Here is a 22,553-nt window from a genome sequence, read left to right as displayed (position 1 = left end):
GTTCCTGGTCACTGCGCCTGGTCGTCCGTGCTGTCAGCCAACTGGGCCTCGACGGCACCATGGACGTCGCCGTGGACTCGGTCGGCGCCGATCTGGTCGAGGATGCCCTGGGCCTTCAGTACGGTCAGAACCTGGGGCTTCACCCGGGCCAGCCGCAGCGTGACGCCCTCCGCTTCGGCCAGGTCGCGGATCTCCGTGACCTTCGCCGCGCCCTGCGAGTCGATGAAGCCGGCCCCCTCGAGATCGAGCACCAGCGCCGTGAGTGGCTGATCGCCCGTGAGGAGCCCCCGGATGCGCTTGTCGAACGCCTCGGCCGTGGCGAAGAACAGGCCGCCGTCCAGACGCATCACGCCGATGCCCGGGAACGTCTCGTCAGCGGCGTTCAGGTCGAGGTCGCGGAAGACCTGGGTACCGGGCTCGCGGCCCAGGAGCGGCATCGCAGGCCGCGTCGAGACGTAGACGAGCCAGCCGAGCGACAGCGCGACCCCGATCACGATCCCGAACAGCACGCCTACCGAGAGCACGCCCACGACGGCCGCCACGGCGATCCAGAAGTCGAATCTCGACACGCGGAGCAGGCGAGCGAACTCCTTCAGGTTGATCATCCCGAACACGACCGCATCGATGATGATCGCCCCCAGCACGGCTTTGGGCAGTTCGGAGAACAACGGTGCGAGCAGGAGCAGCGTCAGGATCACCAGCGCTCCGGTGGTGAGCGACGCCACTGGTGTCCGCGCACCAGCCGACTCGTTGAGCGAGCTCGCCGACAGGCTGGTCGACACCGGCATGCCCTGGACCAGGCCCGCACCGACGTTCGCCATCCCCTGGGCGACCGCCTCCTGGTTCTCGTCGATGCGGTAGCGGTGCCGGGTCGCGAACGCCCGGGCATCGCCGGCCGTCTGCGAGAACCCGATCAGCAGCAGGGCCAAGGCAGCGATCACGATCTCGGGAACATGCTGCAGAGCCAGGTCGAGGCTCGGCAGTTGCGGGACCGGCAGCCCGGTCGGCACCGGACCGACGAGCGCCACGTCTCGTCCGCCAAGATCGAAAAGATACGAGGCGAGGAGGCCGCCGACCACGAGCGTCAACGCACCCGGAACCTTCGGCGCCCAGAACCGGAGCGCGAGAATCACGGCGAGCGCGAGGACGCCCACTACCAGCGTCGGCGGATGGATGTCGCCGAGGCCACCGACCCACGACGCGAACTCGCGCCACACGTTGTCTCCGTCCCCGGACGTGCCCGTGAGCTTGGGCAACTCACCAACGACAACGTCGACGGCGGCTCCGGCCAGGAACCCGGTGACCACAGCCCTCGAGAGGAACTGGGCGATCCATCCCATCCGAAGAACGGCCAGCAGCAGGAACAGCACGCCGGTTACCAACGTGATCGCGGCCACGAGCTGGGCTGCGTCGTCACCGGCGACGGCGGTCACGACCACCGCGCCTCCCGCGACGGTAGCGAGGGACGAGCTCGGACCGGTCGAGATGTGGCGCGACGTACAGAACAGCGCGTAAACGATCGCACCGGCCGCCGCGGCATACAGTCCGTTCTGAACCGGCACCCCGGCGATTTCGGCATAGCCCAGGTTCTTGGGCACGATCATCGCGGCGACGGCGACTCCCGCGATCACGTCCGGGCGCAGCCACCGCCGCTCATACCGGGGCAACCAAACGGCGATCGGTAGCAGCCCTCCCGGGGCGTCCCGCATCTGTCTACTCACGGTTGCCTCCGACGATCTCAACGTCGCTCTGAGCCCGGCAACAGTCGGACGCGATCACAAGTTACCGCATAGCCGGAAGGCACCTGCCGTTAATCCGGGCCACCCTCCGAAGAGGTCATCCACAGCGTCTCGGTGACGGCCCAGCGGGTGGGGCACCGCCGTCGACCTTCCGCTCGCGCGGGCCGACACGCGCGTCTGGGATCGCAGACACCCAGCCTCCGCCAGCCCTTGGGGCCCATCCCCACGCCGGGGTGAGATGGACCCAGGCGCCGGCTCGACCGGCGCACACCGTCGGCGAGGAGGCCCCCGGATGGACGGAGCACGCGAGGTCCACGCCCCGCGCGGCACCACCCTGACCGCGCGCAGCTGGCAGACCGAGGCGCCGCTGCGGATGCTGATGAACAACCTCGACCCGGACGTCGCCGAGCGCCCGGACGACCTCGTGGTCTACGGCGGCACCGGCCGCGCCGCGCGGGACTGGGCCAGCTTCGACGCGATCGTGCGGACGCTGACCACGCTCGCCGACGACGAGACCCTCCTCGTCCAGTCCGGCCGCCCCGTCGGGGTGCTGCGCACGCACGAGTGGGCGCCGCGGGTGCTCATCGCGAACTCCAACCTGGTCCCGGACTGGGCGAACTGGCCCGAGTTCCGCCGCCTCGAGCACCTCGGCCTGACCATGTACGGGCAGATGACCGCCGGCTCGTGGATCTACATCGGCACCCAGGGCATCCTGCAGGGCACGTACGAGACGTTCGCCGCCGTCGCCGCGAGGCTCGCCGGGAGTGCCGTGCCCGACGGCGGAGCGAACCTGGCGGGAACGCTCACCCTGACCGCGGGGTGCGGTGGGATGGGCGGCGCCCAGCCGCTCGCCGTGACCTTGAACGGCGGGGTCTGCCTCATCGTCGACGTGGACCCGGCGCGGTTGCGTCGCCGACTCTCCCGCCGCTATCTGGACGAGATCGCGCAGGACCTGACCGACGCCGTCGGGCGTTGTGAAGCGGCGAAGGCCGAGCGGCGGCCCTTGAGCGTGGGCGTCGTCGGCAACGCCGCGACCGTGTTCCCGGAGCTGCTGCGTCTCGGGGTGGCGATCGACATCGTCACCGACCAGACTTCCGCGCACGACCCGCTCTCCTACCTGCCCGAGGGGGTCTCGCTACAGGAGTGGCACGACTACGCCGAGGCCGAGCCGGAGGAGTTCACCACGCGGGCACGGGCATCGATGGCCAAGCACGTCGGCGCCATGGTGGCCTTCGCCGACGCCGGGGCCGAGGTGTTCGACTACGGCAACTCCATCCGGGACGAGGCCCGCGAGGGCGGCTGCGAACGGGCCTTCGACTTCCCCGGCTTCGTGCCCGCCTACATCCGCCCGCTGTTCTGCGAGGGCAAGGGCCCGTTCCGGTGGGCGGCCCTGTCCGGGGACCCGGCCGACATCGCGGCGACCGACCGCGCCGTGCTCGAGCTGTTCCCCGACGACGCCAAGCTGCACCGTTGGATCCGTGCCGCCCAGGAGCGGGTCGAGTTCCAGGGGCTGCCGGCCCGGATCTGTTGGCTCGGGTACGGCGAGCGGCACCTGGCCGGGCTCCGGTTCAACGAGCTGGTCGCCTCCGGTGAGGTGTCCGCGCCGATCGTGATCGGGCGGGACCACCTGGACGCGGGCTCGGTGGCCTCCCCGTACCGGGAGACCGAGGCTATGGCCGACGGTTCCGACGCCATCGCCGACTGGCCGCTGCTGAACGCCCTGGTGAACACGGCCTCGGGCGCGACCTGGGTGTCGATCCACCACGGCGGCGGGGTCGGCATCGGGCGCTCGATCCACGCCGGGCAGGTGTGCGTCGCCGACGGCACCGAACTCGCCGCGCGGAAGCTGTCCCGGGTGCTGTCCAACGACCCGGCGATGGGCGTCATCCGGCATGTGGACGCCGGCTACCCGCACGCCGAGGCGGTCGCCGCCGAGCGGGGCGTGCGCGTGCCGATGCGGGAGGGCTGATGGGCTCGATCCTGGTCACGGGCATCGCCGAGCTGGTCACGAACGACCCAGCGCTCGGAGCGGGCCGGCTCGGGATCGTGCGCGATGCCGCGATCGTGGTCGAGCTGGGCGCTTCCGCGGAAGCGGTGCCCGGCTCGCGCGCTTCCGCGGAAGCGGTGCCCGGCTCGCGCGCTTCCGCGGAAGCGGCACGCACTCCCGGCGCTTCCGCGGAAGCGTCGGGACCTCGCCGTGGCATGCCCGACGGCGGCCCCGCCTCGGTCGGTCGGGTCGCCTGGGTGGGCCTCGCCGCCGCGGCGCCGCCGACCGACCGGGTGATCGACGTCGGCGGGCGCGCGGTGGTCCCGTCGTTCGTCGACGCCCACACGCACCTGGCGTTCGCCGGGGACCGGGCGCCGGAGTTCGCCGCCCGGATGGCTGGCGAGTCCTACGACGGCGGCGGGATCGCCTCGACCGTGGCCGCCACCCGAGGCGCTTCCGCGGAAGCGCTCCGCGCGCGACTGGCCGCGCTCGTGGCCGAAGCCCGCGCCCAGGGCACCGGCACGATCGAGATCAAGAGCGGGTACGGGCTGACCGTCGCCGACGAGGTCCGGCTGCTGCGACTGGCACGTGAGGTCACCGGCGAGACCACGTTCCTCGGCGCGCACGTGGTGCCGCCCGAGTACGCGGGGCGCGCGGACGACTACGTCGACCTGGTGACGGGTGCGATGCTCGCCGAGTGCGCCCCGCACGCCCGCTGGATCGATGTGTTCTGCGAGCCGGGCTCCCCGCACGCGTTCGACGGCGACCAGGCCCGAGCGGTGCTGGTCGCCGGCCGCCGGGCCGGGCTCGGTCTGCGCTTGCACGCGGGCCAACTCGGCCCAGGGCCCGGGGTGCGGCTCGGAGTAGAACTGGGTGCGGCCGCCGTCGACCATTGCACGCACCTGACCCGCGAGGACGTCGACGCCCTGGCCGGCTCAACCACCGTGGCGACCCTCCTTCCCGGAGTCGAGTTCTCGACCCGGTCTCCCTACCCGGACGCGCGCGCCCTGCTGGACGCAGGGGTGCGGGTCGCGCTGGCCACGGACTGCAACCCGGGCACCTCGTTCACCAGCTCGATGCCGCTGTGCGTCGCCCTCGCCGTGCGGGAGATGCACCTGACTCCCGCCGAGGCGTTGTGGGCGGCCACCGCCGGCGGGGCCCTGGCTCTGCGGCGCGACGACGTCGGGCACCTCGGCGTGGGTGCACGCGCGGACCTGACCGTGGTGGGGGCCCCGTCGCACGAGCATCTCGCCTACCGGCCCGGGGTGCCGCTGGCGCGGTCGATGGCGCTCCCCCGGTGGCCGACGGCGCACGTCGGCGGCCGCGGTAGTAGGCGACCAGGTAGACGACGCCGACGACCGGGATGACGACCCACCAGATGAGGTCCATGTCCTTGGACAGGCTCGGCGCCCGGTTCGGGTTCACGGCGTACAGCGTGAAGGGGATCGCATAGATGGCGGCGAGACCCGTCGCGGCCCACCACAGTCGGCGCATCGAGGGGCCGGCGAGGGTCGCGATGAGCGTCAGTGCGATCGGTGCGATGGCGATCTTGGCGAAGCCGGCGGGGACCAGGATCGTGCCGATCCAGGCACTGATGACGGCGGTGCGCTCGATGGCGCGGGACCAGCGGTCGACGACGGTGGGGGTGGGGGTGCTCTGCGTGGTTCGGGTGCTCATGACTGCCTTCTCTCGCGATAGGTGAACGGTTGTAACCTTACGAGTGCTTTAGGGTTACGCGCAAGAGCTGACACCCGTATGCTTACGAGCATGCCGAACGAACGTGACACCGGACGGACACGCAATCCCCGAGGCGAGGGCGGCCGGCTGCGCGAGGAGATCCTCGCCGCAGCAGCCGGCCTGTTGAACGAGACCGGGGACAGTCGCGCCGTGACGCTGCGAGCCGTGGCGCGGTCCGTCGGGATCGCGGCGCCCTCCATCTACCGGCACTTCGACGGTCAGCCCGCGATGATGCTGGCCGTCGTCGAGCAGGACTTCGCCGCGCTCGAGCAGTCCCTGCGCGCGGCCGTGGATGCCGCGGGAGCCGAACCGCGCGCGCAGCTCGTCGCCGGCTGCCAGGCGTACCTCACCTTCGCCGTCGAGCACCCCGGCTCCTACCGGGCGATGTTCGGCGGCGAGTGGATCCCCGAGCTGGACGAGACGATCACGGAGGATCGGCTGCGCTCGCTGGGGGATGGCAGCATGGCAGTCATCCGCGAGGCACTGGGCCGATGCGTCCAGGACGGCACCTCCAGCAGCGACTCGCCGGCCGACGACGCCGTCGCGCTGTGGCTGGGGCTGCACGGCATCGCGCACCAGCGGGCCAGCACGCGCATCTTCATCGGCCCGGACGGGATCGAGGACCGGATGATCGGGGCGCTTGCGCACCTGGTCTAGCGCCGGTGCGGCCGGTCAGGCCGTCGGGTACTCCACGGCGATATCCAGCACCCAGGTAATGCCGAAGCGGTCGGTGAGTTGGCCGTAGAGCGGGGCCCACTGCGAGGGGCCGATCGGCTGCTTCACCTCGGCTCCGTCGACGAGCGCGTCCCAGAAGCCCTGGAGCTCGGCGGGGTCGGTGCCGCGGACGGAGACGAAGAACGGGTCCTGACCCTGGTCCCACGGCAGCTGCGGGTATGCGTCGTAGGCCATGACACGGAAGCCGTTCTCGGCGACGACCTGGCCGAACGTGACGTGGTCGGCGGTGGCCGGATCGGTGTTGCCCAGGTCGGCGTAGCTGGCGATGGTCAGCTCGCCTCCGAACACGGACTGGTAGAACTCCAGCGCCTGGCGGGCGTTCCCGCGGAAGTTCAGGTGCGGCGTGACGTTGACGGTCATGTCTGCGATTCCTTGCTCTCGTGAGAACCGGCATGGATTCCGGCTGTCGAGAAGAGCCTCATCGGAGAACCGGTCATCTGATGTCCGCTTCCCGGCGCACACTGAATGTCATGGCCGGATCACCCTCACGGATGCTCAGACTGCTGTCGATGCTGCAGACCCGGCGCGACTGGCCCGGCCGGGTCCTGTCCGAACGGCTGGAGATCAGCGACCGCACACTGCGGCGCGACGTCGACCATCTGCGCGAACTGGGGTATCGGATCACCGCGATCAAGGGCCCGGACGGCGGCTACCGGCTCGACGCGGGATCGGAGCTGCCGCCGCTGTTGTTCGACGACGATCAGGCCGTGGCCCTCGCGCTCGCGCTCCAGGTCGCCGCGGTCTCCGGTGCGGCGGACGGCGAGGCGGCGCTGCGTGCGCTGGCGACGGTCCGGCAGGTGCTGCCCTCCCGGGTGCGGCACCGGGTCGACGGTGTCACGTTCACGGCCCTGCCCGCCGAGCCCGCGGCAACGGTGGACACCGCAGTCCTGCTCGCCGTGAGCGCCGCGGTCAGGGCGCGCGAGGTCCTGCGCTTCGACTACCTGGCGGTCGGGCAGGATCCGGACACGGCGCCGTCACGGTGCCGCGGCGAACCACACCACGTGGTGTTCCGCAACGGGCGCTGGTACCTCGTCGCCTGGAACCTCGACCGCGAGGACTGGCGGGTCTACCGTCTCGACCGGCTGACCCCGCGGATACCGACAGGCCCCCGGTTCACACCACGCACCGTGCCCGGCGGGAACGTCCACGACTTCCTCGCCGGGCGGTTCAAGGGCTCGGACCGGGGGAATGCTTGGCCCTGCACGGGCGAAGTGGTGCTGGCCCTGCCCGCGCGCGAGGTCGCTCCGTTCGTCCACGACGGCACCGTCGAACCGCTCGACGGCGACCGGTGCCGACTGGTCGCCGGGTCCTGGTCGTGGGTGGCGTTGGCCGCGTCGATCGGCCGCTTCGACACAGCCATCACCGACGTCGCTCCTCACGAACTCGAGGACGCGTTCGAGCTCCTCTCGCGCCGGTTCGCCGAGGCCGCCTCACGGCCGCTCCCCTGACATGATCGGGTCAACCAGAGCGCGAACGCGCGGCACCCAGGCGGCGAGGACAGAATTCTAATGAGCGCACCCATCCGGATCGGCATCGCCGGGTACGGCAACCTGGGTCGCGGCGTCGAAGCCGCGCTGGCGAAGAACCCGGACCTGATCCTGGTCGGGATCTTCACCCGCCGCCCGCCGGAGAGCGTGACGGCATTGGACCCGGCGGCCCCGGTGTTCGCGATGGACGCCCTCGGTGAACGGACTGCCGACATCGATGTGCTGATCCTCTGCGGTGGCTCCAAGTCGGACCTGCCCGAGCAGGGCCCGGCTCTGGCGGCTCGTTTCAACACGGTGGACAGCTTCGACACCCACGCCCGGATCCCCGAGTACTTCGACGCCGTCGACGGTCCGGCGCGAGCCGGTGGCAGGACCGCGCTGATCTCGGCCGGGTGGGACCCGGGGATGTTCTCGATCAACCGCGCCTACGGCGAGGCGCTGCTGCCCGACGGCGCGACCTACACGTTCTGGGGTCGAGGCCTCAGCCAGGGACACTCGGACGCGATCCGGCGGGTGCCGGGGGTCGGCGCCGGGGTGCAGTACACGATCCCGTCACAGCAGGCGATCGACCGGGTCCGCTCGGGCGAGCGACCGGACCTGAACGCCCGGGACAAGCACACCCGGGCGTGCTTCGTGGTCCTCGAGCCCGGCGCCGACGCGGACGAGGTCCGGGCCGCGATCGTCGGGATGCCGGACTACTTCGCCGACTACGACACCACGGTGGAGTTCATCTCGGACGAGGAACTGCGCCGCGACCACGACGCCATGCCGCACGGCGGGTTCGTGGTCCGGAGCGGCCACACCAGTGACGCGCATGCCCAGGTGATCGAGTACCGGCTCGCCCTGGAGAGCAACCCGGGGTTCACCGCGAGCGTGCTCGTCGCCTACGCGCGGGCCGTGCACCGCCTGAACGAGCAGGGCCGGACCGGTGCGGTCACCGTGCTGGACGTGCCCCCGGGGCTGCTCTCGCCCAAGACGCCAGCACAACTGCGGGCCGAGCTGCTCTGACGCTCCGGCTGCGCGCGATCGACGACCCTTGCGCGCACCGAGTGACTCCCCTGTCGTGAGATGTGGCTGGGTGTGCGCGACCGCACTTCACGTCAGTCGAGTGGGCCCTCGCTTCCCCTGTCGTGAAGTGTGGGTAGGTCGGCGCAGGACCCGCATTTTGGGCCAGGGGAACTGGAGCCCCCTTGACTCCCCTGTCCTGAGATGTGGGTGGGTAGGCGCAGAACTCGCATTTCGCGACAGGGGAACCGGAGCGCCCTCGGCTCCCCCTGTCGCGACACGTGGAAGGTGGCGCGCGCTTCCGCGGAAGCGCCGGTCGACCCGGTTCCGGCCGGCGGAGGGGCGTGCCACCATGGAGCTCGGTTCGGTGGTGACGCGCGGGAGGCTCACGATGTCTGACACGGTGGCACGGGTACTGGCGGAGCTGGCCGCGCTCGAGGACCCGAGGGTCCGCGAGGTGAACGAGCGCCACGGCGACGATCACGGCGTCAACCTCACCAAACTGCGGGCCGTGGCGAAGCCGCTGAAGACGAACCAGGACCTCGCCGTCGAACTCTGGGACACCGGGGACACGGCGGCCCGGCTGGTGGCTCTGCTGATCTGCCGGCCGAAGGCGTTCGGCTACGACGAGCTGGACACCATGCTGCGTGAGTCCCCGCAGCCCAAGGTGCACTACTGGCTGATCAACTACGTGGTGAAGAAGAACCCGAACGCCGAGGACCTGCGGGTCGCCTGGTTCACCGACGCCGACCCGGCGGTGGCCAGCGCCGGCTGGGAGCTGACCACCGAGCGGGTGAACAAGCGGCCCGAGGGCCTCGACCTGACCGGGCTGCTCGACCTCATCGAGGCGCAGATGAAGGACGCCCCGGACCCCCTGCAGTGGGCGATGAACGAGACGCTCGCCCAGATCGGGATCCGCCATCCGTCGCTGCGCGCCCGCGCCCTTGACATCGGCGAGCGGCTCGAGGTCCTCAAGGACTATCCGACCCCGCCGAACTGCACCTCACCGTTCGCACCGACCTGGATCACCGAGATCGTGCGCCGGCAAGAGGCGGGTTAGTCCGTCCGGCCCGCCCGACGGCCGGCCTCACGTCAGGTGCCGAGCGAAGAACCGGGCCGCGTCCTCCCCCGCGAACTGCGGGACGCCGGTGTGACCGCCCAGGTTGGCCTGCAGCGTCTTCTCCTGGGAGCCGAAGGCGTCGAACAGATCGAGTGCCTGCTGCCGGTCGTTGCCTTCGTCGTCCCACTGCAGCAGGACGTGCAGCGGGATCGTGACCCGGCGGGCCTCGTCGAACGTGGCGCGGGGCACGTAGCTGCCGGCGAAGAGGCCGGCGGCCACGATGCGCGGTTCGACCACCGCCAACCGGACACCGACGGCGATCACCCCGCCCGAGTACCCGACCGGGCCTCCGATCCCGGGCAGGGCGAGGAGGGCGTCCAGGGCGCTCTGCCATTCCGGGACCGCCTTCTCGACGAGCGGGAGGACCAGCCGGTCGACGATCTCGTCGGCGACCGGTTCGCCGGCCAGCACCGCCCGGCGCAGCTCGGCGCGGGCCTGCTCGGCGTCGGCCGATCGGGGCCGGTCACCGCTGCCCGGGGATTCGATGGTGGCCGTGGCGAAGCCGTTCGCCGCGGCCTGCCGGGCCCGCCCCACCAGCCGGGGGTACATGGCGCGCAGTCCGCCGGGATGGCCGAGCAGGATCAGCGGCGCCGGCGCTGATCCTGTCGCAGCTGCGGGCGTCCACAGGAAGCCGGGGATGCCAGGGCCACGGTCGAGTGTGAACTCGCGTTCGAGGACGCCGTCGTCGAGGCGCTGTTCGGAGGTGAAGTGCATGGTCGTGCCTTTCGGGAGTGCTCGCTGGAACGGCGCTCCCGGACGACCTATCGCCCGACCGTGACCCCGAACAGGAGCACCCACGTCGTTACGTTCACGGGTACCACCTCCTCGTTCTCTCGCACGGCTTCCGCGACAAGGTAGCAGCGGCCGTCGGGCCCGCGCCGCCCATTTTTGATCAGTGCACGGGCGTGAGCGCCGCGCTCACGTCGGCGGCATGAAGTCCGGCACCCGGTTCGCGCTGCAAGGTCTCGAGCAGCGCGGCGGCGGCGCTGATCGCGATGACGGCCGGCTCCTTGCCGTGCAGGCCCGGCAACCCGATCGGGCAGGTGACCGTCCCGATCGCGGCATCCGTGTGGCCCGCCTCGCGCAGCCGCTTGCGGAACCGCTGCCACTTCGCGGACGAACCGATCAGGCCGATCGAGCCGAGGTCGCCGCGGCGCAGTGCGGCATCGCAGAGCACCATGTCCTCGGCGTGGTCGTGGGACATGATCAGCACGTGCGCTCCGGCCGGCAGTGCGCTCATCAGCGTCTCCGGGATCGGGGCGTGGGTCAGGTGGACGTCGGCGGGTCCGTCGTCCAGCCCGAGGGCAGTCGCGGCGGCGATCTGCGCCGACCGGCTGTCCGCGAGGTGCACCACGAGCGGGAGCCGGGACAGGATCCGTCCGAGTTCCAGCCCGACGTGCCCGATACCGAACACGGCCACCACGGGCCGGGCCGGCAGCGGCTCGAGGAGCACGTCCACCACCCCGCCGCAGCACTGCTGACCGTGCTTGTTGGTCACGTGCTCATTGAGGGCCGCCGCCAGGGTCAACGGTGCGAGAGTGCCGGCCGCGATCAGGACCCGGGCCTGCTCGATGGCGGTCTCCTCCAGGTTCCCGCCGCCGATGCTGCCCCAGCTGCCGTCGGCGGAGACCACCATCTTCGCGCCCGCCTCACGCGGGGCGTGGCCGCGCACGGACGTGACGGTCACCAGGACCGCTGGTCGCCCCTCGCTCCGCAACCGTTGGACGGCGCCCAGCCAGTCCATCACTCACTCCGTGACGCCACGAGGCGCCAGGTGCTCGGCGAGCTCGCGCTCGAGGGACCCGTTTCCGGCCGTACCGTTGCCGCTCCCGACGGGAGCCACGCTACGGGCCGGTGCTCCGCCGTCGCCCGCCTCTCGCCCGGCCAGACGGGCGGCGTCGACCGCCCAGTAGACCGCCTCCGGGGTGGACGGGCAGCCCAGCTCGACCATGTGAGCGGCCGGCCCGAACGCGCCGACCGCGGCGCGCAGCGCCTCCCGGACGCTGAACGCGAGCATCAGCGGCGGCTCGCCGACGGCCTTGGAGCCGTACACCGCGCCGTCCTCGGTGGCACGCTCGAACAGGTGCACGTTCAGCACCTCGGGCATCTCCGAGAACGACGGCAGCTTGTAGGTGCTCGCGGCCTGGGTGGCCAGGCGGCCTCGGCTCGGCTTGTCCGAGGTGTCCCAGCGAAGTTCCTCCAGGGTCAGCCACCCGGCGCCCTGCACGAAGCCACCCTCGATCTGTCCGATGTCCACGAGCGGGGAGAGGCTGTCACCGACGTCGTGGACGATGTCCGTGCGCAGGAACCGGTAGGCGCCGGTGAACCCGTCCACCTCGACCTCGGAGATGGCCGCGCCGTAGGCGAAGTACTTGAACGGCTCGCCCTGCATCCGGCTCGCGTCCCAGTGCAGGCCCTCGGTGCGGTAGTACCCGGCAGCGAAGAGCTGGATGCGCTGGAAGTAGGCGGCGCGGACCAGGTCCGCCCAGGCGATCGTGTCCTGGGTGCCCAGGCCCGTGACCACGCCGCCGGAGATCCGCACGTCGCTCGGGTGCAGGTTCAGCGTGCGGGCCGCCACCTGCTCCAGCCGCTCCCGGATCTGCTCGCAGGCGTTCTTCACGGCGCCGCCGTTCAGGTCCGCGCCGGAGCTGGCGGCGGTGGCGGAGGTGTTCGGGACCTTGTCCGTGCGGGTCGGCGCCAGCCGGATGTGGCTCAGCGGGACGCCGAGGGCGGTCGCGGCGACCTGGCGCATCTTGGTGTGCAGGCCCTGCCCCATCTCGGTGCCGCCGTGGTTGATCAGGACCGACCCGTCCTTGTACACGTGCACGAGGGCGCCGGCCTGGTTGAACGCGGTGAGGTTGAACGAGATGCCGAACTTCACCGGCGTCATCGCGATGCCGCGTTTGGTGTGGGCGTGCTCGGCGTTGAACGCCTCGACCGCCCGACGGCGGCGCTGCAGTTCGCCGCGCTCGCTCAGTTCGTCGGTGATCTGGGTCAGGCGCTCCGCGTGGCGGACCGGCATGCCGTAGGGGGTGGCCTGGCCGGGCTGGTAGAGGTTGCGCCGGCGCAGTTCGGTGGGGTCGATGCCGAGCGCGGGCGCGACCCGGCCGAGGATGTCCTCGAGGACGAGCATGCCCTGCGGGCCGCCGAAGCCGCGGAACGCCGTCTGCGACGTCTTGTTCGTCTTCGCGATGCGGCCGTGCGCCTCGATGTCCGGCACGTAGTAGGCGTTGTCGATGTGGCACAGCGCCCGGGCCAGCACCGGCTCGGACAGGTCGAGGCTCCAGCCGCCGTCGGCGGTGAGGGTGGCGCGCAGGCCCTGGATCATGCCGTCGTCGTCGAAGCCGACCTCCCAGACGGCGTGGAACGGGTGCCGCTTGCCGGTCATGGTCAGGTCCTGGGTGCGGTTCAGCCGCAGCCGCACCGGGCGGCCGGTGAGCACGGCGCCGAGCGACGCGATCGCGGCGAGGCCGTGCGGCTGCATCTCCTTGCCGCCGAAGCCGCCGCCCATCCGCAGGCACTGCACCGTCACCTCGTGGTTGTGCAGGCCGAGGACGTGGGCGATGATCTCCTGCGTCTCGGAGGGGTGCTGGGTGCTGGACTGCGCGAACACCTGGCCACCCTCGTCCACGTGCGCGAGCGCGGCGTGGGTCTCCAGGTAGAAGTGCTCCTGGCCGCCGAACTCGAACTCGCCGGAGAACCGGTGCGTGGCGCGGGCCAGGCCGGCTTCGGCGTCGCCGCGGCTGACCGTTGGCTGGGCGCCCTGGAACGACCCGGCCTCGATCGCCTCGGTGAGGGTGAGGATCGAGGGCAGCGGCTCGTAGTCGACCTCGACGGCCTCGGCGCCCAGCCGCGCGGCCTCGAGGCTCTCCCCGAGGACCCAGCAGACGGCGTGGCCGTAGTAGCGGACCTCGTCGGGGAACAGCGGCTCGTCGTGCTTGACGCCGGCATCGTTGACACCGGGCACGTCCGCGGCGGTGAGCACCCGGACCACCCCGGGCACACCGAGCGCGGGGTCGGCGCGCAGCCCGGTGACGAGGGCGTGCGCGTGCGGGGCCTGCACCGGCCAGGCGTGCAGCGTCCCGGCCATCCTCGAGACGAGATCGTCGGTGTACAGGGCCGCGCCGGTGACGTGCAGCTCGGCGCTCTCGTGCGAGACCGTGAGGCCGACGACGGGGTTCGCCGGGCGCTGCGAGAGGGTGGTCATCGGGTCACCTCCAGGGCGGGAGCGTCGTGGTTCTCCTCGTAGAACTTCAGCAGCGTCTGCTCCAGCATGGCAGCGCGGTAGCGGGCGCTGGCGCGGTGGTCGTCGAGCGGCGTGCCCTCCGCGGCCATGACGGCGGCCGCCTCGCGGGCGACGTCGGCGGTCCAGGGCCGTCCGGTGAGCGCGTCCTCGGTGGCGCGGGCACGGATCGGGGTGGCGGCCACGCCACCCAGGCCGATGCGCACCCGGGCGACGGATCCGCCGTCGAGCGTGGCGGCGACCGCGACGGCGACGGACGAGATGTCGTCGAAGCGCCGCTTGGCGATCTTGTAGAACGCGGTCCGCGGCGCCAGCGGCAACGGGATCCGCACGGCCCGGATGATCTCGCCCGGGCCGCGCACGCTCTCCCGGTAGCCGGTGAAGTAGTCCGCGAGCGGCACCTCGCGCGCACCGGCTGCGGAGGCAAGCAGCACGGTCGCGTCGAGGGCGAGCAGCACCGGTGGGGCGTCCCCGATCGGGGAGCCGGTGCCGAGGTTGCCGCCGAGGGTGGCGCCGTTGCGGATCAGCCGGGACGCGAACTGCGGAAACAGGTCCGCGAGCAGCGGGACGCTCCCGGCGAGCCGGGTCTCGATCTCGGTGAGGGTCAGGGCGGCGCCCAGCTCGATGTGGTCGGGGCTGACGTGCAGCCCGCGCAGTTCCTCGAGGCGGTCGATCGCGAGCGTCAGCGGCGGGCGCAGGTGGCGGATGTTGCGCTCCACGCCGGCGTCGGTGGCGCCGGCGACGAGGACCGCGTCCGGCGCGCCGGCGAGCCGGTCGAAGAGTTCGGCGAGACTGGCCGGGCGAACGAACTCCCCGGCGTCGGTGACCACCCGGGTGGGTCGGGCCGCGGGGGCCGGCTCCTCGCGACGGCGCGCGAGCGTGTCGGTCGCCTCGGGCCGGCCGAGCGCGTAGGCGGCGTCCTTGATCGGCCGGTAGCCGGTGCAGCGGCACAGGTTGCCGCTCATCGCGTGCAGGTCGAAGCCGTTCGGGCCGTGCTCGTGGTCGGCCGCATGCTCCGGCCCGACGGCGGCCGGTCCGGTCTGCTCGGGACCGTCACCCTGGGCGGGGGTGCGGTCGGGCCGGTAGTACTCGGCCGCCATCGAGCAGACGAATCCGGGGGTGCAGTACCCGCACTGGGACCCGCCGCGCTCGGCCATCTCCTTCTGCACGGGGTGCAGGTCCGCGATCGCGCACGCGCCGGGGGCACGGCCGAGGCCCTCCGAGGTGACGACCTCCTGGCCGTCGAACGCCAGGGCAGGCGGCAGGCACGAGTTCACCGAGACCCATCGGGTCGTGCCGTCGGGCTCCGGCCGGGCCACGATCACGGCGCACGCGCCGCACTCCCCCTCGGCGCAGCCCTCCTTGGCGCCGGTGAAGCCCTCACCACGCAGCCAGTCCAGCAGACTCGTGTGCGGGCCTGCCGCACCTCCGGCCCGCACCTCACCGTTGACGGTCACCTGAATGGGATCCATCTCCCACGCTCCTCGTTGAGCCTGCCACCCGCCGGACGGGAGGATCAGCCGATTATGCGCATGGTTGGGGCAACAGCCGAGACGCCGGTTATCCATGCCAACGACGTGCTGGGCCGTTCCCATCATAACCATCGGGTCTCGGATACCACGTACGGACTGCCATCTGCCTCCCACCCCGGCGCGTGCGACCCCGGAGCGATGGCGCCATGCTGGGCCCGAGGGCCGTTTCGCCCAGGGCGAACGCGCGCCGACCGCCGGAATCGCTCGGTCGGTGCGCCGGTTGGCCCTCACGCCGGATCTGGCACGGGGAACAACGACGTGAGGAGTGGCTGATGGAAATCGGAATCGGACTGCCGAATACGGTGCCGGGGGTCAGCCGTGCGGGGATCGTGGACTGGGCCCGCCGCGCCGAGGACGCCGGCTTCTCCTCCCTCGGGACGATCGGGCGACTGACCTACTCCAACTACGAGGAGCTCGTCTCCCTCGCCGCGGCAGCCGCCGTCACCGAGCGGATCCGGCTCACCACCGACATCCTCCTGGCGCCGCTGCACGCGAACACCGCGCTGCTCGCCAAGCAGACCCTGACCCTCGACCACCTCTCCGGCGGGCGGCTCGTCCTCGGCATGGCGGTCGGCGGCCGCGAGGACGACTACACCGCGTCGGGCCTGGACTTCCGCGAGCGCGGGAGGGTCTTCGACACCCAGCTGGAGGAGCTCACCAGGCACTGGGCGGGCGAGACCGGCGTCGGCCCAGCACCGCTCTCGGGCAGCCGCCCGCAGGTCCTCGTCGGCGGTGGCGGCGCCCGGGCCATCCAGCGGGCGGTCCGGTACGGCGACGGACTGACCATCGGTGGCGCCCCGCCGGACGCCGTCGCCCAGGCCCTGCCCGCGCTGACCACCGCCTGGCAGGACGCCGGACGCGAGGGCAAGCCACGCGTGGTGGCCCTGTCCTACTACGCGCTCGGACCGAACGCGCAGCAGCAGGCCCGCAACGACCTCGGCCACTACTACGGCTTCCTCGGGGACTACGCCGAGATGATCATCAACGGCGCCGCCAAGGACGCGGACACCGTCCGGGCCTACGTGGAGGGCTTCACCGCTGCCGGCGCGGACGAGCTGATCCTGTTCCCGACGGCGGCCGACCCGGCCCAGGTGGACCTGCTCGCCGAGGCGTTGCCGCAGTTGGGCGGCTGACCCGCCGAATCTCCCTTGACACCCGGGTCCGTCAGGTGTGTGATCACGATCCAGGCGGGGATTGCACCGGCGTCGACACAAGACGCCACCTGCGTCCGGGGGTAGCAGGCGTCCCCCCCGAGAGGAAGGGCGCAGTCATGCAGAACCCGTTCGAAGGATCGATCTCCCAGAAGTTCAAGAGGAGCGGCGGCCAGCTCGTCCATGCGGGCGTGGACATCAGGCCAAGGAGTGGCGGCACGCTCGGCAACCCGGTCTTCGCCGCGTTCGCCGGCACGGTGGAGAAGTCCGTGTCGATGCAGGTACCCGGGGACACATCGTCGGGTCGGGCGCCGCTGCGGACAGGCAACGGTGCCGTCATCCGCAATCCCGACGGCGAGGCGCAGCTCTACGATCATGTGCTGCCGAGCGTGCGCAAGGGCGACCGGGTCAAGGAGGGTGAGCTGGTCGGGTTCTCGGACGCGACCGGGATCCAGACCGGCCCGCACCTGCACTTCGAGACCTGGGACCGGGCCAGCCGACCGCAGGATCCCGAGGCGGCGTTCCGTAAGCACGGCGTGACCCCGGGCAACGGGGCACCCGCGGCGGCATCCGGGCCGTTCCTGCCACTGCGGGTGGACGGCAGCTTCGCGCACCGCACGGCGACCGAGCTCCAGCGTGCGCTCGCCCGTGCCGACTTCTACGACGGAGCCGTCGAAGCCGATCAGCGAAAGCACGCCGTGCTCGGCCCGAAGTTCATCGGCGGGTACCAGCGGTTCCTCGTCGCGAACAACACTGCACCCGACCGGAACGAGAAGTTCTTCGGCGTGCGCTCGGTCAAGGCCGAGCAGACGTGGCTCACGCGGCTGGGGCTCTACCGGGGCACGATCGACGGCGATCGTGGTCGGGTCACCATCGAGGCACTCCAGCAGGCGCTCAACAACGGACGGGTCCGGGTGACGTGAGTCCACCCCGCTCGGCGAGGCGCCGCCGCAGCTGAGCGGGGTGATCATCAGTTCGGCCCGGGCTGGTGCGAGGTCAGCGGCGGGGCCACCCCGAGGTCCGCACGGGACGCCGGCACCGGGGCGTCCCGCAGCTGCTCACCGATGCACTCGATGCTCTGCCGCAGCGCGGCGACCTCCAGGCGCAGCAGGGTGAGCTCGGTATCGGCATCCGGGATCTCGGCCCCCGCGAGCGGAGACCGGCCGGAACCGTGGTCCACCCGGTCGGCGAGGATCGCGGCGCCGAGGTCCTCGGTGCTGGCCTCCGGGTGCACGCCGAGGTCCCTGGCGAGCGCGGCCCGGCACTCGGCCAGCTGACGGAGGGCACCGGTGCGGTCACCGACCCGGCTGAACAGGCGCATCAGCCGGCGGTGGCTGCGCTCATGCGCGGGCTCGATCTCCAGGAGCCGCTGGGTCCACGCAATGGCTCCGTCGAGGTCGCCGCGACGCTCCCGCTCCCGGCTGATCCGGTCGAGCAGGGTCAGGCACCGGTCCTCGAGCCGGGCCCGTGGGATCAGGCACCAGTCGTCGTAACAGCCGGCGTGCAGCGGGCCGCGGTAGAGGTCGGCCGCGGTGCACAGACGGATCAGGCGGTCATCGGTGAGGACCCGGCCCCCGGTGTCCTGCGCCTCCCGGACGGCGCCGACGAACACCGGCAGGTCCACCGACACCGGCCGCTCCGGGTTGATCATCAGCCCGTCGCCGTCGCAGATCACCAGCCGGTCCTGCGCCATCGGCTCGTCGGTGGCGTGGTGGATCTGCCACAGCGTCTGGCGCATCGCCTTGCGGGAGGTCTCCGCGTCCGTGTCCGGCCAGAGCGACTCCGCGGCGGCCTCGCGCAGCAGCGCATGCCCGGGCGCGAGGAACAGCATCGTGAGCAGGTCCTGCGCCTTGTGCAGCATCGGGCTCGGCAGCGGACGGTCGCCGCGCAGCGCGCGGAACGGGCCGAGCAGCCGGACCGTCAGCGCGGTCATCGCCGACGTCCTCCCGGCCGCCCGGCGCGCGCCGGGTCCGGCGCAGCCGAACCGCCTGCGCCGGGATCCTCACTCGTTCGTAGCGACCCACCGTCGGGCTGCCCCTGCCGATTCCTCAGCCCGGCGGGCAGGCCGCGGTTCCTCGCGGACATTGGCCTCTCCCCGCCGTGTTCCTCGCCCCCATTGTCCGCCCCGGACCCGGGGCAGGGTGGGGTGATTGGAGGACGAAGTCGGGTGAAAGTCCGGGGCGAGCACGGTGAAAGACACCAGCGAGACGCGCCGGAGACACGCGCGAGACCGGCGCCGTCCACGATGCCCGCACGGAAGACATCGAGCGGGGAGTCTGGCGTGGCATGTCCGGACACGAGCAGGTCGGCGGGGCGCAGACGAATCTCGTCGCGCGGTCGTTCCTGGTCCGCGCGCTGCTCGAGGACGCTCCCGGGGCGGGCCCGCGCTGGCACGGGATCGTCACCGACGTGCAGACCGGCACCCGCACCGGCTGGCACCACTCCGGTGAGATCGCGCGCGCCGTGGACCTGGCCCTCACGAGCGACGTCGGGCCCGGCGCCGATGGTCTCGACCTGCCCACCCTGGGGTCCGACGTGAGCGCCCCGACCCTCACCGACGTGGTCACCGCGATGCTGGGCGCCCTCGGGGCCCGGCTGCCGGCGCCCCTGCCCGGCGTGCCCGACGGCAACGTGACCATCGAGCAGGTGACCGCCAAGCCGGTCGGCCTCGGCGACCACATCGGCACCGAGGGTGCGCCCGCGCTCGGCACCCGGACGCTGCGCGGCGGCCGGCTGGACGCACGGGTGCGGTTTCAGCTGTGGGCCACCTCCTCCCCCGAGGTGGACGCCGCCGTCCTCGGCCTGCAGTCCACGCTCCTCGACGACCAGGACGCGCTGCGCGCAAAGGGGTTCCTGAGGTTCGCCGCCAGCGAGACCACGATCGCCGAGCACATCCCGGTCCTGCCCGCGTGGCGCAAGGCCTCCAGCTACGACGTCCTCTACGAGTACCGCTACACCGCCGACGACGACGCGGACTCCCTGATCGCCCGGATCCCGGTGACGACCGGCCACGGCGACGAGGCCGCGCCCACCAGCGAGGCCCAGACGATCGTCGACGAGCTGCGCCGCTGGGACGACGAGGCCGCCCCCGCGCTCAACGTCACCGGCCCGACGGCGGTCGGCACCATCGCAGCGATCGCATACGTCCCGGGGCCCGTCCTCGGCGGCACGGTCACGTTCGCGCGCAGGTCGGGAGCCGTCCCGACGGCGTTCGCCGACCTCGACGGCTTCCTCACCGCCGTCGGGGGTGCCGTCCCGACGCACCGCGACGCGACGGTGACGCTCACGCCCGCGGCCGCGCTCGCCGCCCTCGGGCCCGCCGTCCCCGGCCCGGACCTGGGCGACTGGGACACCGACGGCACCGTCGACGCCTACTCCGGCGCGGCCCGCCGGCTCACCGCACCGATCCTGCTCGCCGCCGGCGAGCGCTTCGAGATCACCTACACCCCGCCCGGCGCGAGCCCGGGACTGGACCAGACCGCCGTCGTCTATCTGCGGCTGTCCCGCTGAGAACACGAACGAAGGACCCCAAACGCGCTCCGGTGGGAGCGAGGGAGCGAAAAGGAGCGGAAGTCATGACCGAACTAGTCCTACCCGGCGTCTTCATCGAAGTGCGCCCCGAGGGCCTCATCGTCCCGGGGGCGATCACCGTCGGGAACCTCGGCGTGGTCGGCACCGCAGCCAAGGGGCCGGTGGGCACGCCCCGCCTGCTCGGCAGCTACAGCGACGCCCTCGCCACCTTCGGCGCCTACGACCCGTGGCACGGCGGCACCAACGACGAACTCACCCTGACCCGCGCCCTCGAGCAGGCCTACCGGTTCGGTGCCACCAGCGTGTGGGCCGTGCGGGTGGCCGATCCGGGCGCCGTCGCCACGGCCGGCCTCGACCTCGACTCTGCGACCGGTCCGTGCGTGCGCGTCGACGCGCGTTGGCCGGGCACCTGGGCGAACGGGCTCACCGTGGCGGTCTCCACGGCCGACGCGAGCGCCCTGGTCCGCGAGGAGACCGTGGCCGGTCCCCCGTTCGTGCTGGCCCACGCCGAGGTGCTGCACAGCGCGGTGAACCGCATCGTGGTGCGACCGGGCGGCGGCGGTTCGGACACCGTGGTCCCGATCGTCTACGACGCCGCTCCGAGCCCCACCCAGGTGGGCGTCACGACGGCGGACGGCACCCTCACGTTCGGCACCGATCCCGCCGCCGGTGACACCGTGCTGGCCACCTACATGGTCGACAAGGCGTCCGCCGTGAAGGTCACGGTCACGCTCGGGGTGAGCGCGAAGGAGGAGTACAACGTGGTCTCCGGCGACGACCTGGTCGCCGACCTGGCCGACTCCGCGCTCGTCACGGCCACGGCACTGGCGAACCCCGCGGAGGTGCCGAGCACCCTCGCGGCGACCCCGATGGGCGGCGGCGCGAACGGCGCCGGGGATCCCACCGGCGCCCTGCACGCCGGTGGCCTCGACGCCCTGCTCGCGGTCGACGCGCACATCATCGTCGGCGCCGGCCAGACCGACGCGACGTTCGGCGACGACCTCGCCCTGCACTGCGCGCTCGCCTCGAACGACGACAACAAGCGGGAACGCATCGGCATCGTCGGCACCGCACTCGAAGACGACCGGGCCGCGTTCGTGCAGAACGCGTCCGGGCACGCCCTGAACAGCGACCGGGTGGTCCTGGTCGGCCCCGGCTTCGTCGCCGACGACCGGTCGGTCAGCCCACCGGCGAAGGTGACGCTGCCCGGCGCGTACACGGCAGCCGCCGTCGCGGGCCTGCTGTCCGCGCAGGCGCCGCACATCTCCCTGACGAACAAGGTCCTCGGAGTGGAGGCGCTCGAGCACGACCTGTCCAGCGCCGAGCTGAAGCAGTTGGTGCTGAGCCGGGTGCTCGCCGTCGAGAAGCGGCAGGGCCTGCGGCTGGTGCGGGGCATCACCACGTCCACGAACACGGCGTGGCAGCAGATCACCACCCGCCGGATCGTGGACTACGCGAAGTTCGGCGTCCGCAGCGCCGCCACCCCCTACATCGGCCTGCTGAACAACGAACGGGTCCGCGGCGCGCTGCGGGCCACCATCAACAACTTCCTGAACTCGATGGTGCTGGACGAGCTCCTCGCCTCCGAGAACGGCTACCGGCTGGACGTGCACGCCACCCGTGACGACGAGATCCGGGGCATCGCCCGGGTCGACATCTTCCTGCGGCCCACGTTCAGCATCGACTTCATCAAGGTCACGATGTTCCTCGAGTAAGGACCCCGACATGGCACTGACAGAGGTATTCACCGGAAACCACGGCACGCTCACGCTGGCCGCCGAGGACACCCCGGAGGGCGCCGACGCGTCCGCCGTGGTTGACACGTTCGCGATCCAGACCGTCGGCCGGCTCACCGACGTGCGGGTGTGCGTGGACACCGCGCTCAAGGAGTTCTACGAGGTCGGCCGGCGCCACCCCGTGTCCCTGAGCCCGGGCGACATCCACATCGCGGGCACGGTCGGCCGCGCGTACGTCAACGGGGCGCTGCTCCTGCTGCTGATGGGCCGCGGATCAGCCCCGACGGCGGTGGCCGAGCCGTACGTGCAGCCCGCCTTCACGATCAACCTGGTGTTGGCGGACCCGGCGCACCCGGGCAACTCGCTCACCCTGGAGATCGCCGGGGTGAAGTTCGAGAACTGGCGCTACACCCTGCCCGAGGACGACTTCGTGGTGGAGAACCTGCGGTTCCGGGCACTCACCATCCGCGTCCTCGACCGCGAGGGCGCCGGCGGCGGTGGCGGCGAGGCTCCGCCCACCGAGGTCGCGTTCGCCACCGAGTGAACGGAG

Annotated in this window: 18 protein-coding genes; 11 read left to right on the top strand and 7 right to left on the bottom strand. The window is 72.0% G+C overall.

Annotation, left to right across the window (positions count from 1 at the left end):
- Positions 1 to 8: 8 nt before the first annotated feature.
- Positions 9 to 1,721 (bottom strand): SulP family inorganic anion transporter, encoded by a 1,713-nt coding sequence (locus tag GKS42_RS02720; RefSeq protein WP_232847892.1) that lies wholly within the window; start codon positions 1,719 to 1,721, stop codon positions 9 to 11.
- 310 nt (positions 1,722 to 2,031) lie between these two features.
- On the opposite strand from GKS42_RS02720, the gene hutU reads away from it, so the two are divergent.
- The 3 genes from hutU (at position 2,032) to GKS42_RS02705 (ending at position 6,120) form a co-directional block, all read left to right on the top strand.
- Positions 2,032 to 3,708, top strand: coding sequence for a urocanate hydratase (hutU, locus tag GKS42_RS02715; protein ID WP_154792448.1), 1,677 nt, complete (start codon positions 2,032 to 2,034; stop codon positions 3,706 to 3,708).
- Positions 3,708 to 5,093 (top strand): imidazolonepropionase, encoded by a 1,386-nt coding sequence (gene hutI / locus GKS42_RS02710; RefSeq protein WP_232847891.1) that lies wholly within the window; start codon positions 3,708 to 3,710, stop codon positions 5,091 to 5,093. Before hutU ends, hutI begins: the two co-directional genes overlap by 1 nt.
- 400 nt (positions 5,094 to 5,493) lie before the next feature.
- The gene (locus GKS42_RS02705) at positions 5,494 to 6,120 is read left to right on the top strand and encodes a TetR/AcrR family transcriptional regulator (RefSeq protein ID WP_154792447.1); all 627 of its coding nucleotides are present in this window, start codon (positions 5,494 to 5,496) and stop codon (positions 6,118 to 6,120) included.
- 15 nt (positions 6,121 to 6,135) lie between these two features.
- Here GKS42_RS02705 and GKS42_RS02700 read toward each other — a convergent pair whose 3' ends face one another.
- Positions 6,136 to 6,558: a VOC family protein gene (locus GKS42_RS02700; RefSeq protein WP_154792446.1), complete on the bottom strand. Its 423-nt coding sequence runs from the start codon at positions 6,556 to 6,558 to the stop codon at positions 6,136 to 6,138.
- Between the two features lie 110 nt (positions 6,559 to 6,668).
- Here GKS42_RS02700 and GKS42_RS02695 point away from each other — a divergent pair, with 110 nt between their 5' ends.
- The 3 genes from GKS42_RS02695 to GKS42_RS02685 all read left to right on the top strand — a co-directional run bounded on the left by GKS42_RS02695 (position 6,669) and on the right by GKS42_RS02685 (position 9,750).
- Positions 6,669 to 7,646: a helix-turn-helix transcriptional regulator gene (locus GKS42_RS02695; protein ID WP_154792445.1), complete on the top strand. Its 978-nt coding sequence runs from the start codon at positions 6,669 to 6,671 to the stop codon at positions 7,644 to 7,646.
- A gap of 60 nt (positions 7,647 to 7,706) precedes the next feature.
- Positions 7,707 to 8,693, top strand: a complete 987-nt coding sequence (locus GKS42_RS02690) for a diaminopimelate dehydrogenase (protein WP_154792444.1) — start codon at positions 7,707 to 7,709, stop codon at positions 8,691 to 8,693.
- 388 nt (positions 8,694 to 9,081) lie between these two features.
- Complete coding sequence (locus GKS42_RS02685) at positions 9,082 to 9,750, top strand: DNA alkylation repair protein (RefSeq protein WP_154792443.1); 669 nt, start codon at positions 9,082 to 9,084, stop codon at positions 9,748 to 9,750.
- Positions 9,751 to 9,777: 27 nt separating this feature from the next.
- Here GKS42_RS02685 and GKS42_RS02680 read toward each other — a convergent pair whose 3' ends face one another.
- From GKS42_RS02680 to GKS42_RS02665, 4 genes are all read right to left on the bottom strand, one after another.
- Complete coding sequence (locus GKS42_RS02680; RefSeq protein WP_154792442.1) at positions 9,778 to 10,524, bottom strand: alpha/beta hydrolase family protein; 747 nt, start codon at positions 10,522 to 10,524, stop codon at positions 9,778 to 9,780.
- Between the two features lie 178 nt (positions 10,525 to 10,702).
- Positions 10,703 to 11,554 carry a xanthine dehydrogenase accessory protein XdhC gene (xdhC, locus tag GKS42_RS02675; protein ID WP_154792441.1) on the bottom strand — a complete coding sequence of 284 codons (852 nt, stop codon included), beginning with the start codon at positions 11,552 to 11,554 and terminating at the stop codon, positions 10,703 to 10,705.
- A gap of 3 nt (positions 11,555 to 11,557) precedes the next feature.
- Positions 11,558 to 14,017 (bottom strand): xanthine dehydrogenase molybdopterin binding subunit, encoded by a 2,460-nt coding sequence (xdhB, locus tag GKS42_RS02670; protein WP_154792440.1) that lies wholly within the window; start codon positions 14,015 to 14,017, stop codon positions 11,558 to 11,560.
- Positions 14,014 to 15,525 carry a xanthine dehydrogenase small subunit gene (locus GKS42_RS02665; RefSeq protein WP_154792439.1) on the bottom strand — a complete coding sequence of 504 codons (1,512 nt, stop codon included), beginning with the start codon at positions 15,523 to 15,525 and terminating at the stop codon, positions 14,014 to 14,016. The genes xdhB and GKS42_RS02665 overlap by 4 nt, the downstream gene beginning before the upstream one ends.
- Positions 15,526 to 15,857: 332 nt before the next feature.
- On the opposite strand from GKS42_RS02665, the gene GKS42_RS02660 reads away from it, so the two are divergent.
- Together GKS42_RS02660 and GKS42_RS02655 are read left to right on the top strand one after the other, a co-directional pair.
- Positions 15,858 to 16,718 carry an LLM class flavin-dependent oxidoreductase gene (locus tag GKS42_RS02660; protein ID WP_154792438.1) on the top strand — a complete coding sequence of 287 codons (861 nt, stop codon included), beginning with the start codon at positions 15,858 to 15,860 and terminating at the stop codon, positions 16,716 to 16,718.
- 137 nt (positions 16,719 to 16,855) lie between these two features.
- The gene (locus GKS42_RS02655; RefSeq protein ID WP_154792437.1) at positions 16,856 to 17,659 is read left to right on the top strand and encodes a M23 family metallopeptidase; all 804 of its coding nucleotides are present in this window, start codon (positions 16,856 to 16,858) and stop codon (positions 17,657 to 17,659) included.
- 47 nt (positions 17,660 to 17,706) lie between these two features.
- On the opposite strand, the gene GKS42_RS02650 is transcribed toward GKS42_RS02655, so the two are convergent.
- Entirely contained in the window at positions 17,707 to 18,669 is a 963-nt protein-coding gene (locus tag GKS42_RS02650) for an AfsR/SARP family transcriptional regulator (RefSeq protein ID WP_154792436.1), read from the bottom strand.
- Positions 18,670 to 19,022: 353 nt separating this feature from the next.
- Here GKS42_RS02650 and GKS42_RS02645 point away from each other — a divergent pair, with 353 nt between their 5' ends.
- From GKS42_RS02645 to GKS42_RS02635, 3 genes are all read left to right on the top strand, one after another.
- Complete coding sequence (locus GKS42_RS02645; RefSeq protein ID WP_154792435.1) at positions 19,023 to 20,246, top strand: hypothetical protein; 1,224 nt, start codon at positions 19,023 to 19,025, stop codon at positions 20,244 to 20,246.
- A gap of 65 nt (positions 20,247 to 20,311) precedes the next feature.
- Positions 20,312 to 21,982, top strand: a complete 1,671-nt coding sequence (locus tag GKS42_RS02640; RefSeq protein ID WP_154792434.1) for a phage tail sheath C-terminal domain-containing protein — start codon at positions 20,312 to 20,314, stop codon at positions 21,980 to 21,982.
- A gap of 10 nt (positions 21,983 to 21,992) precedes the next feature.
- Positions 21,993 to 22,547, top strand: a complete 555-nt coding sequence (locus GKS42_RS02635; RefSeq protein WP_154792433.1) for a hypothetical protein — start codon at positions 21,993 to 21,995, stop codon at positions 22,545 to 22,547.
- Positions 22,548 to 22,553 lie beyond the last annotated feature (6 nt).

It is taken from the genome of Occultella kanbiaonis, from assembly GCF_009708215.1.
In the GTDB taxonomy this organism is placed as follows: Bacteria; Actinomycetota; Actinomycetes; order Actinomycetales; family Beutenbergiaceae; genus Occultella; species Occultella kanbiaonis.
The sequence above is the reverse complement of the archived record's forward strand: the minus strand, read 5'-3'. Positions and strand labels throughout refer to the sequence as shown.

Coding starts and splice junctions, on each gene's coding strand:
- GKS42_RS02685 (WP_154792443.1), top strand. CDS start 9,082: ATGTCTGACACGGTGGCACGGGTACTGGCGGAGCTGGCCGCGCTCGAG.
- GKS42_RS02640 (WP_154792434.1), top strand. CDS start 20,312: ATGACCGAACTAGTCCTACCCGGCGTCTTCATCGAAGTGCGCCCCGAG.
- GKS42_RS02645 (WP_154792435.1), top strand. CDS start 19,023: ATGTCCGGACACGAGCAGGTCGGCGGGGCGCAGACGAATCTCGTCGCG.
- GKS42_RS02665 (WP_154792439.1), bottom strand. CDS start 15,525: ATGGATCCCATTCAGGTGACCGTCAACGGTGAGGTGCGGGCCGGAGGT.
- hutU (WP_154792448.1), top strand. CDS start 2,032: ATGGACGGAGCACGCGAGGTCCACGCCCCGCGCGGCACCACCCTGACC.
- xdhB (WP_154792440.1), bottom strand. CDS start 14,017: ATGACCACCCTCTCGCAGCGCCCGGCGAACCCCGTCGTCGGCCTCACG.
- GKS42_RS02705 (WP_154792447.1), top strand. CDS start 5,494: ATGCCGAACGAACGTGACACCGGACGGACACGCAATCCCCGAGGCGAG.
- hutI (WP_232847891.1), top strand. CDS start 3,708: ATGGGCTCGATCCTGGTCACGGGCATCGCCGAGCTGGTCACGAACGAC.
- GKS42_RS02650 (WP_154792436.1), bottom strand. CDS start 18,669: ATGACCGCGCTGACGGTCCGGCTGCTCGGCCCGTTCCGCGCGCTGCGC.
- GKS42_RS02655 (WP_154792437.1), top strand. CDS start 16,856: ATGCAGAACCCGTTCGAAGGATCGATCTCCCAGAAGTTCAAGAGGAGC.
- GKS42_RS02635 (WP_154792433.1), top strand. CDS start 21,993: ATGGCACTGACAGAGGTATTCACCGGAAACCACGGCACGCTCACGCTG.
- GKS42_RS02695 (WP_154792445.1), top strand. CDS start 6,669: ATGGCCGGATCACCCTCACGGATGCTCAGACTGCTGTCGATGCTGCAG.
- GKS42_RS02680 (WP_154792442.1), bottom strand. CDS start 10,524: ATGCACTTCACCTCCGAACAGCGCCTCGACGACGGCGTCCTCGAACGC.
- GKS42_RS02690 (WP_154792444.1), top strand. CDS start 7,707: ATGAGCGCACCCATCCGGATCGGCATCGCCGGGTACGGCAACCTGGGT.
- xdhC (WP_154792441.1), bottom strand. CDS start 11,554: ATGGACTGGCTGGGCGCCGTCCAACGGTTGCGGAGCGAGGGGCGACCA.
- GKS42_RS02700 (WP_154792446.1), bottom strand. CDS start 6,558: ATGACCGTCAACGTCACGCCGCACCTGAACTTCCGCGGGAACGCCCGC.
- GKS42_RS02660 (WP_154792438.1), top strand. CDS start 15,858: ATGGAAATCGGAATCGGACTGCCGAATACGGTGCCGGGGGTCAGCCGT.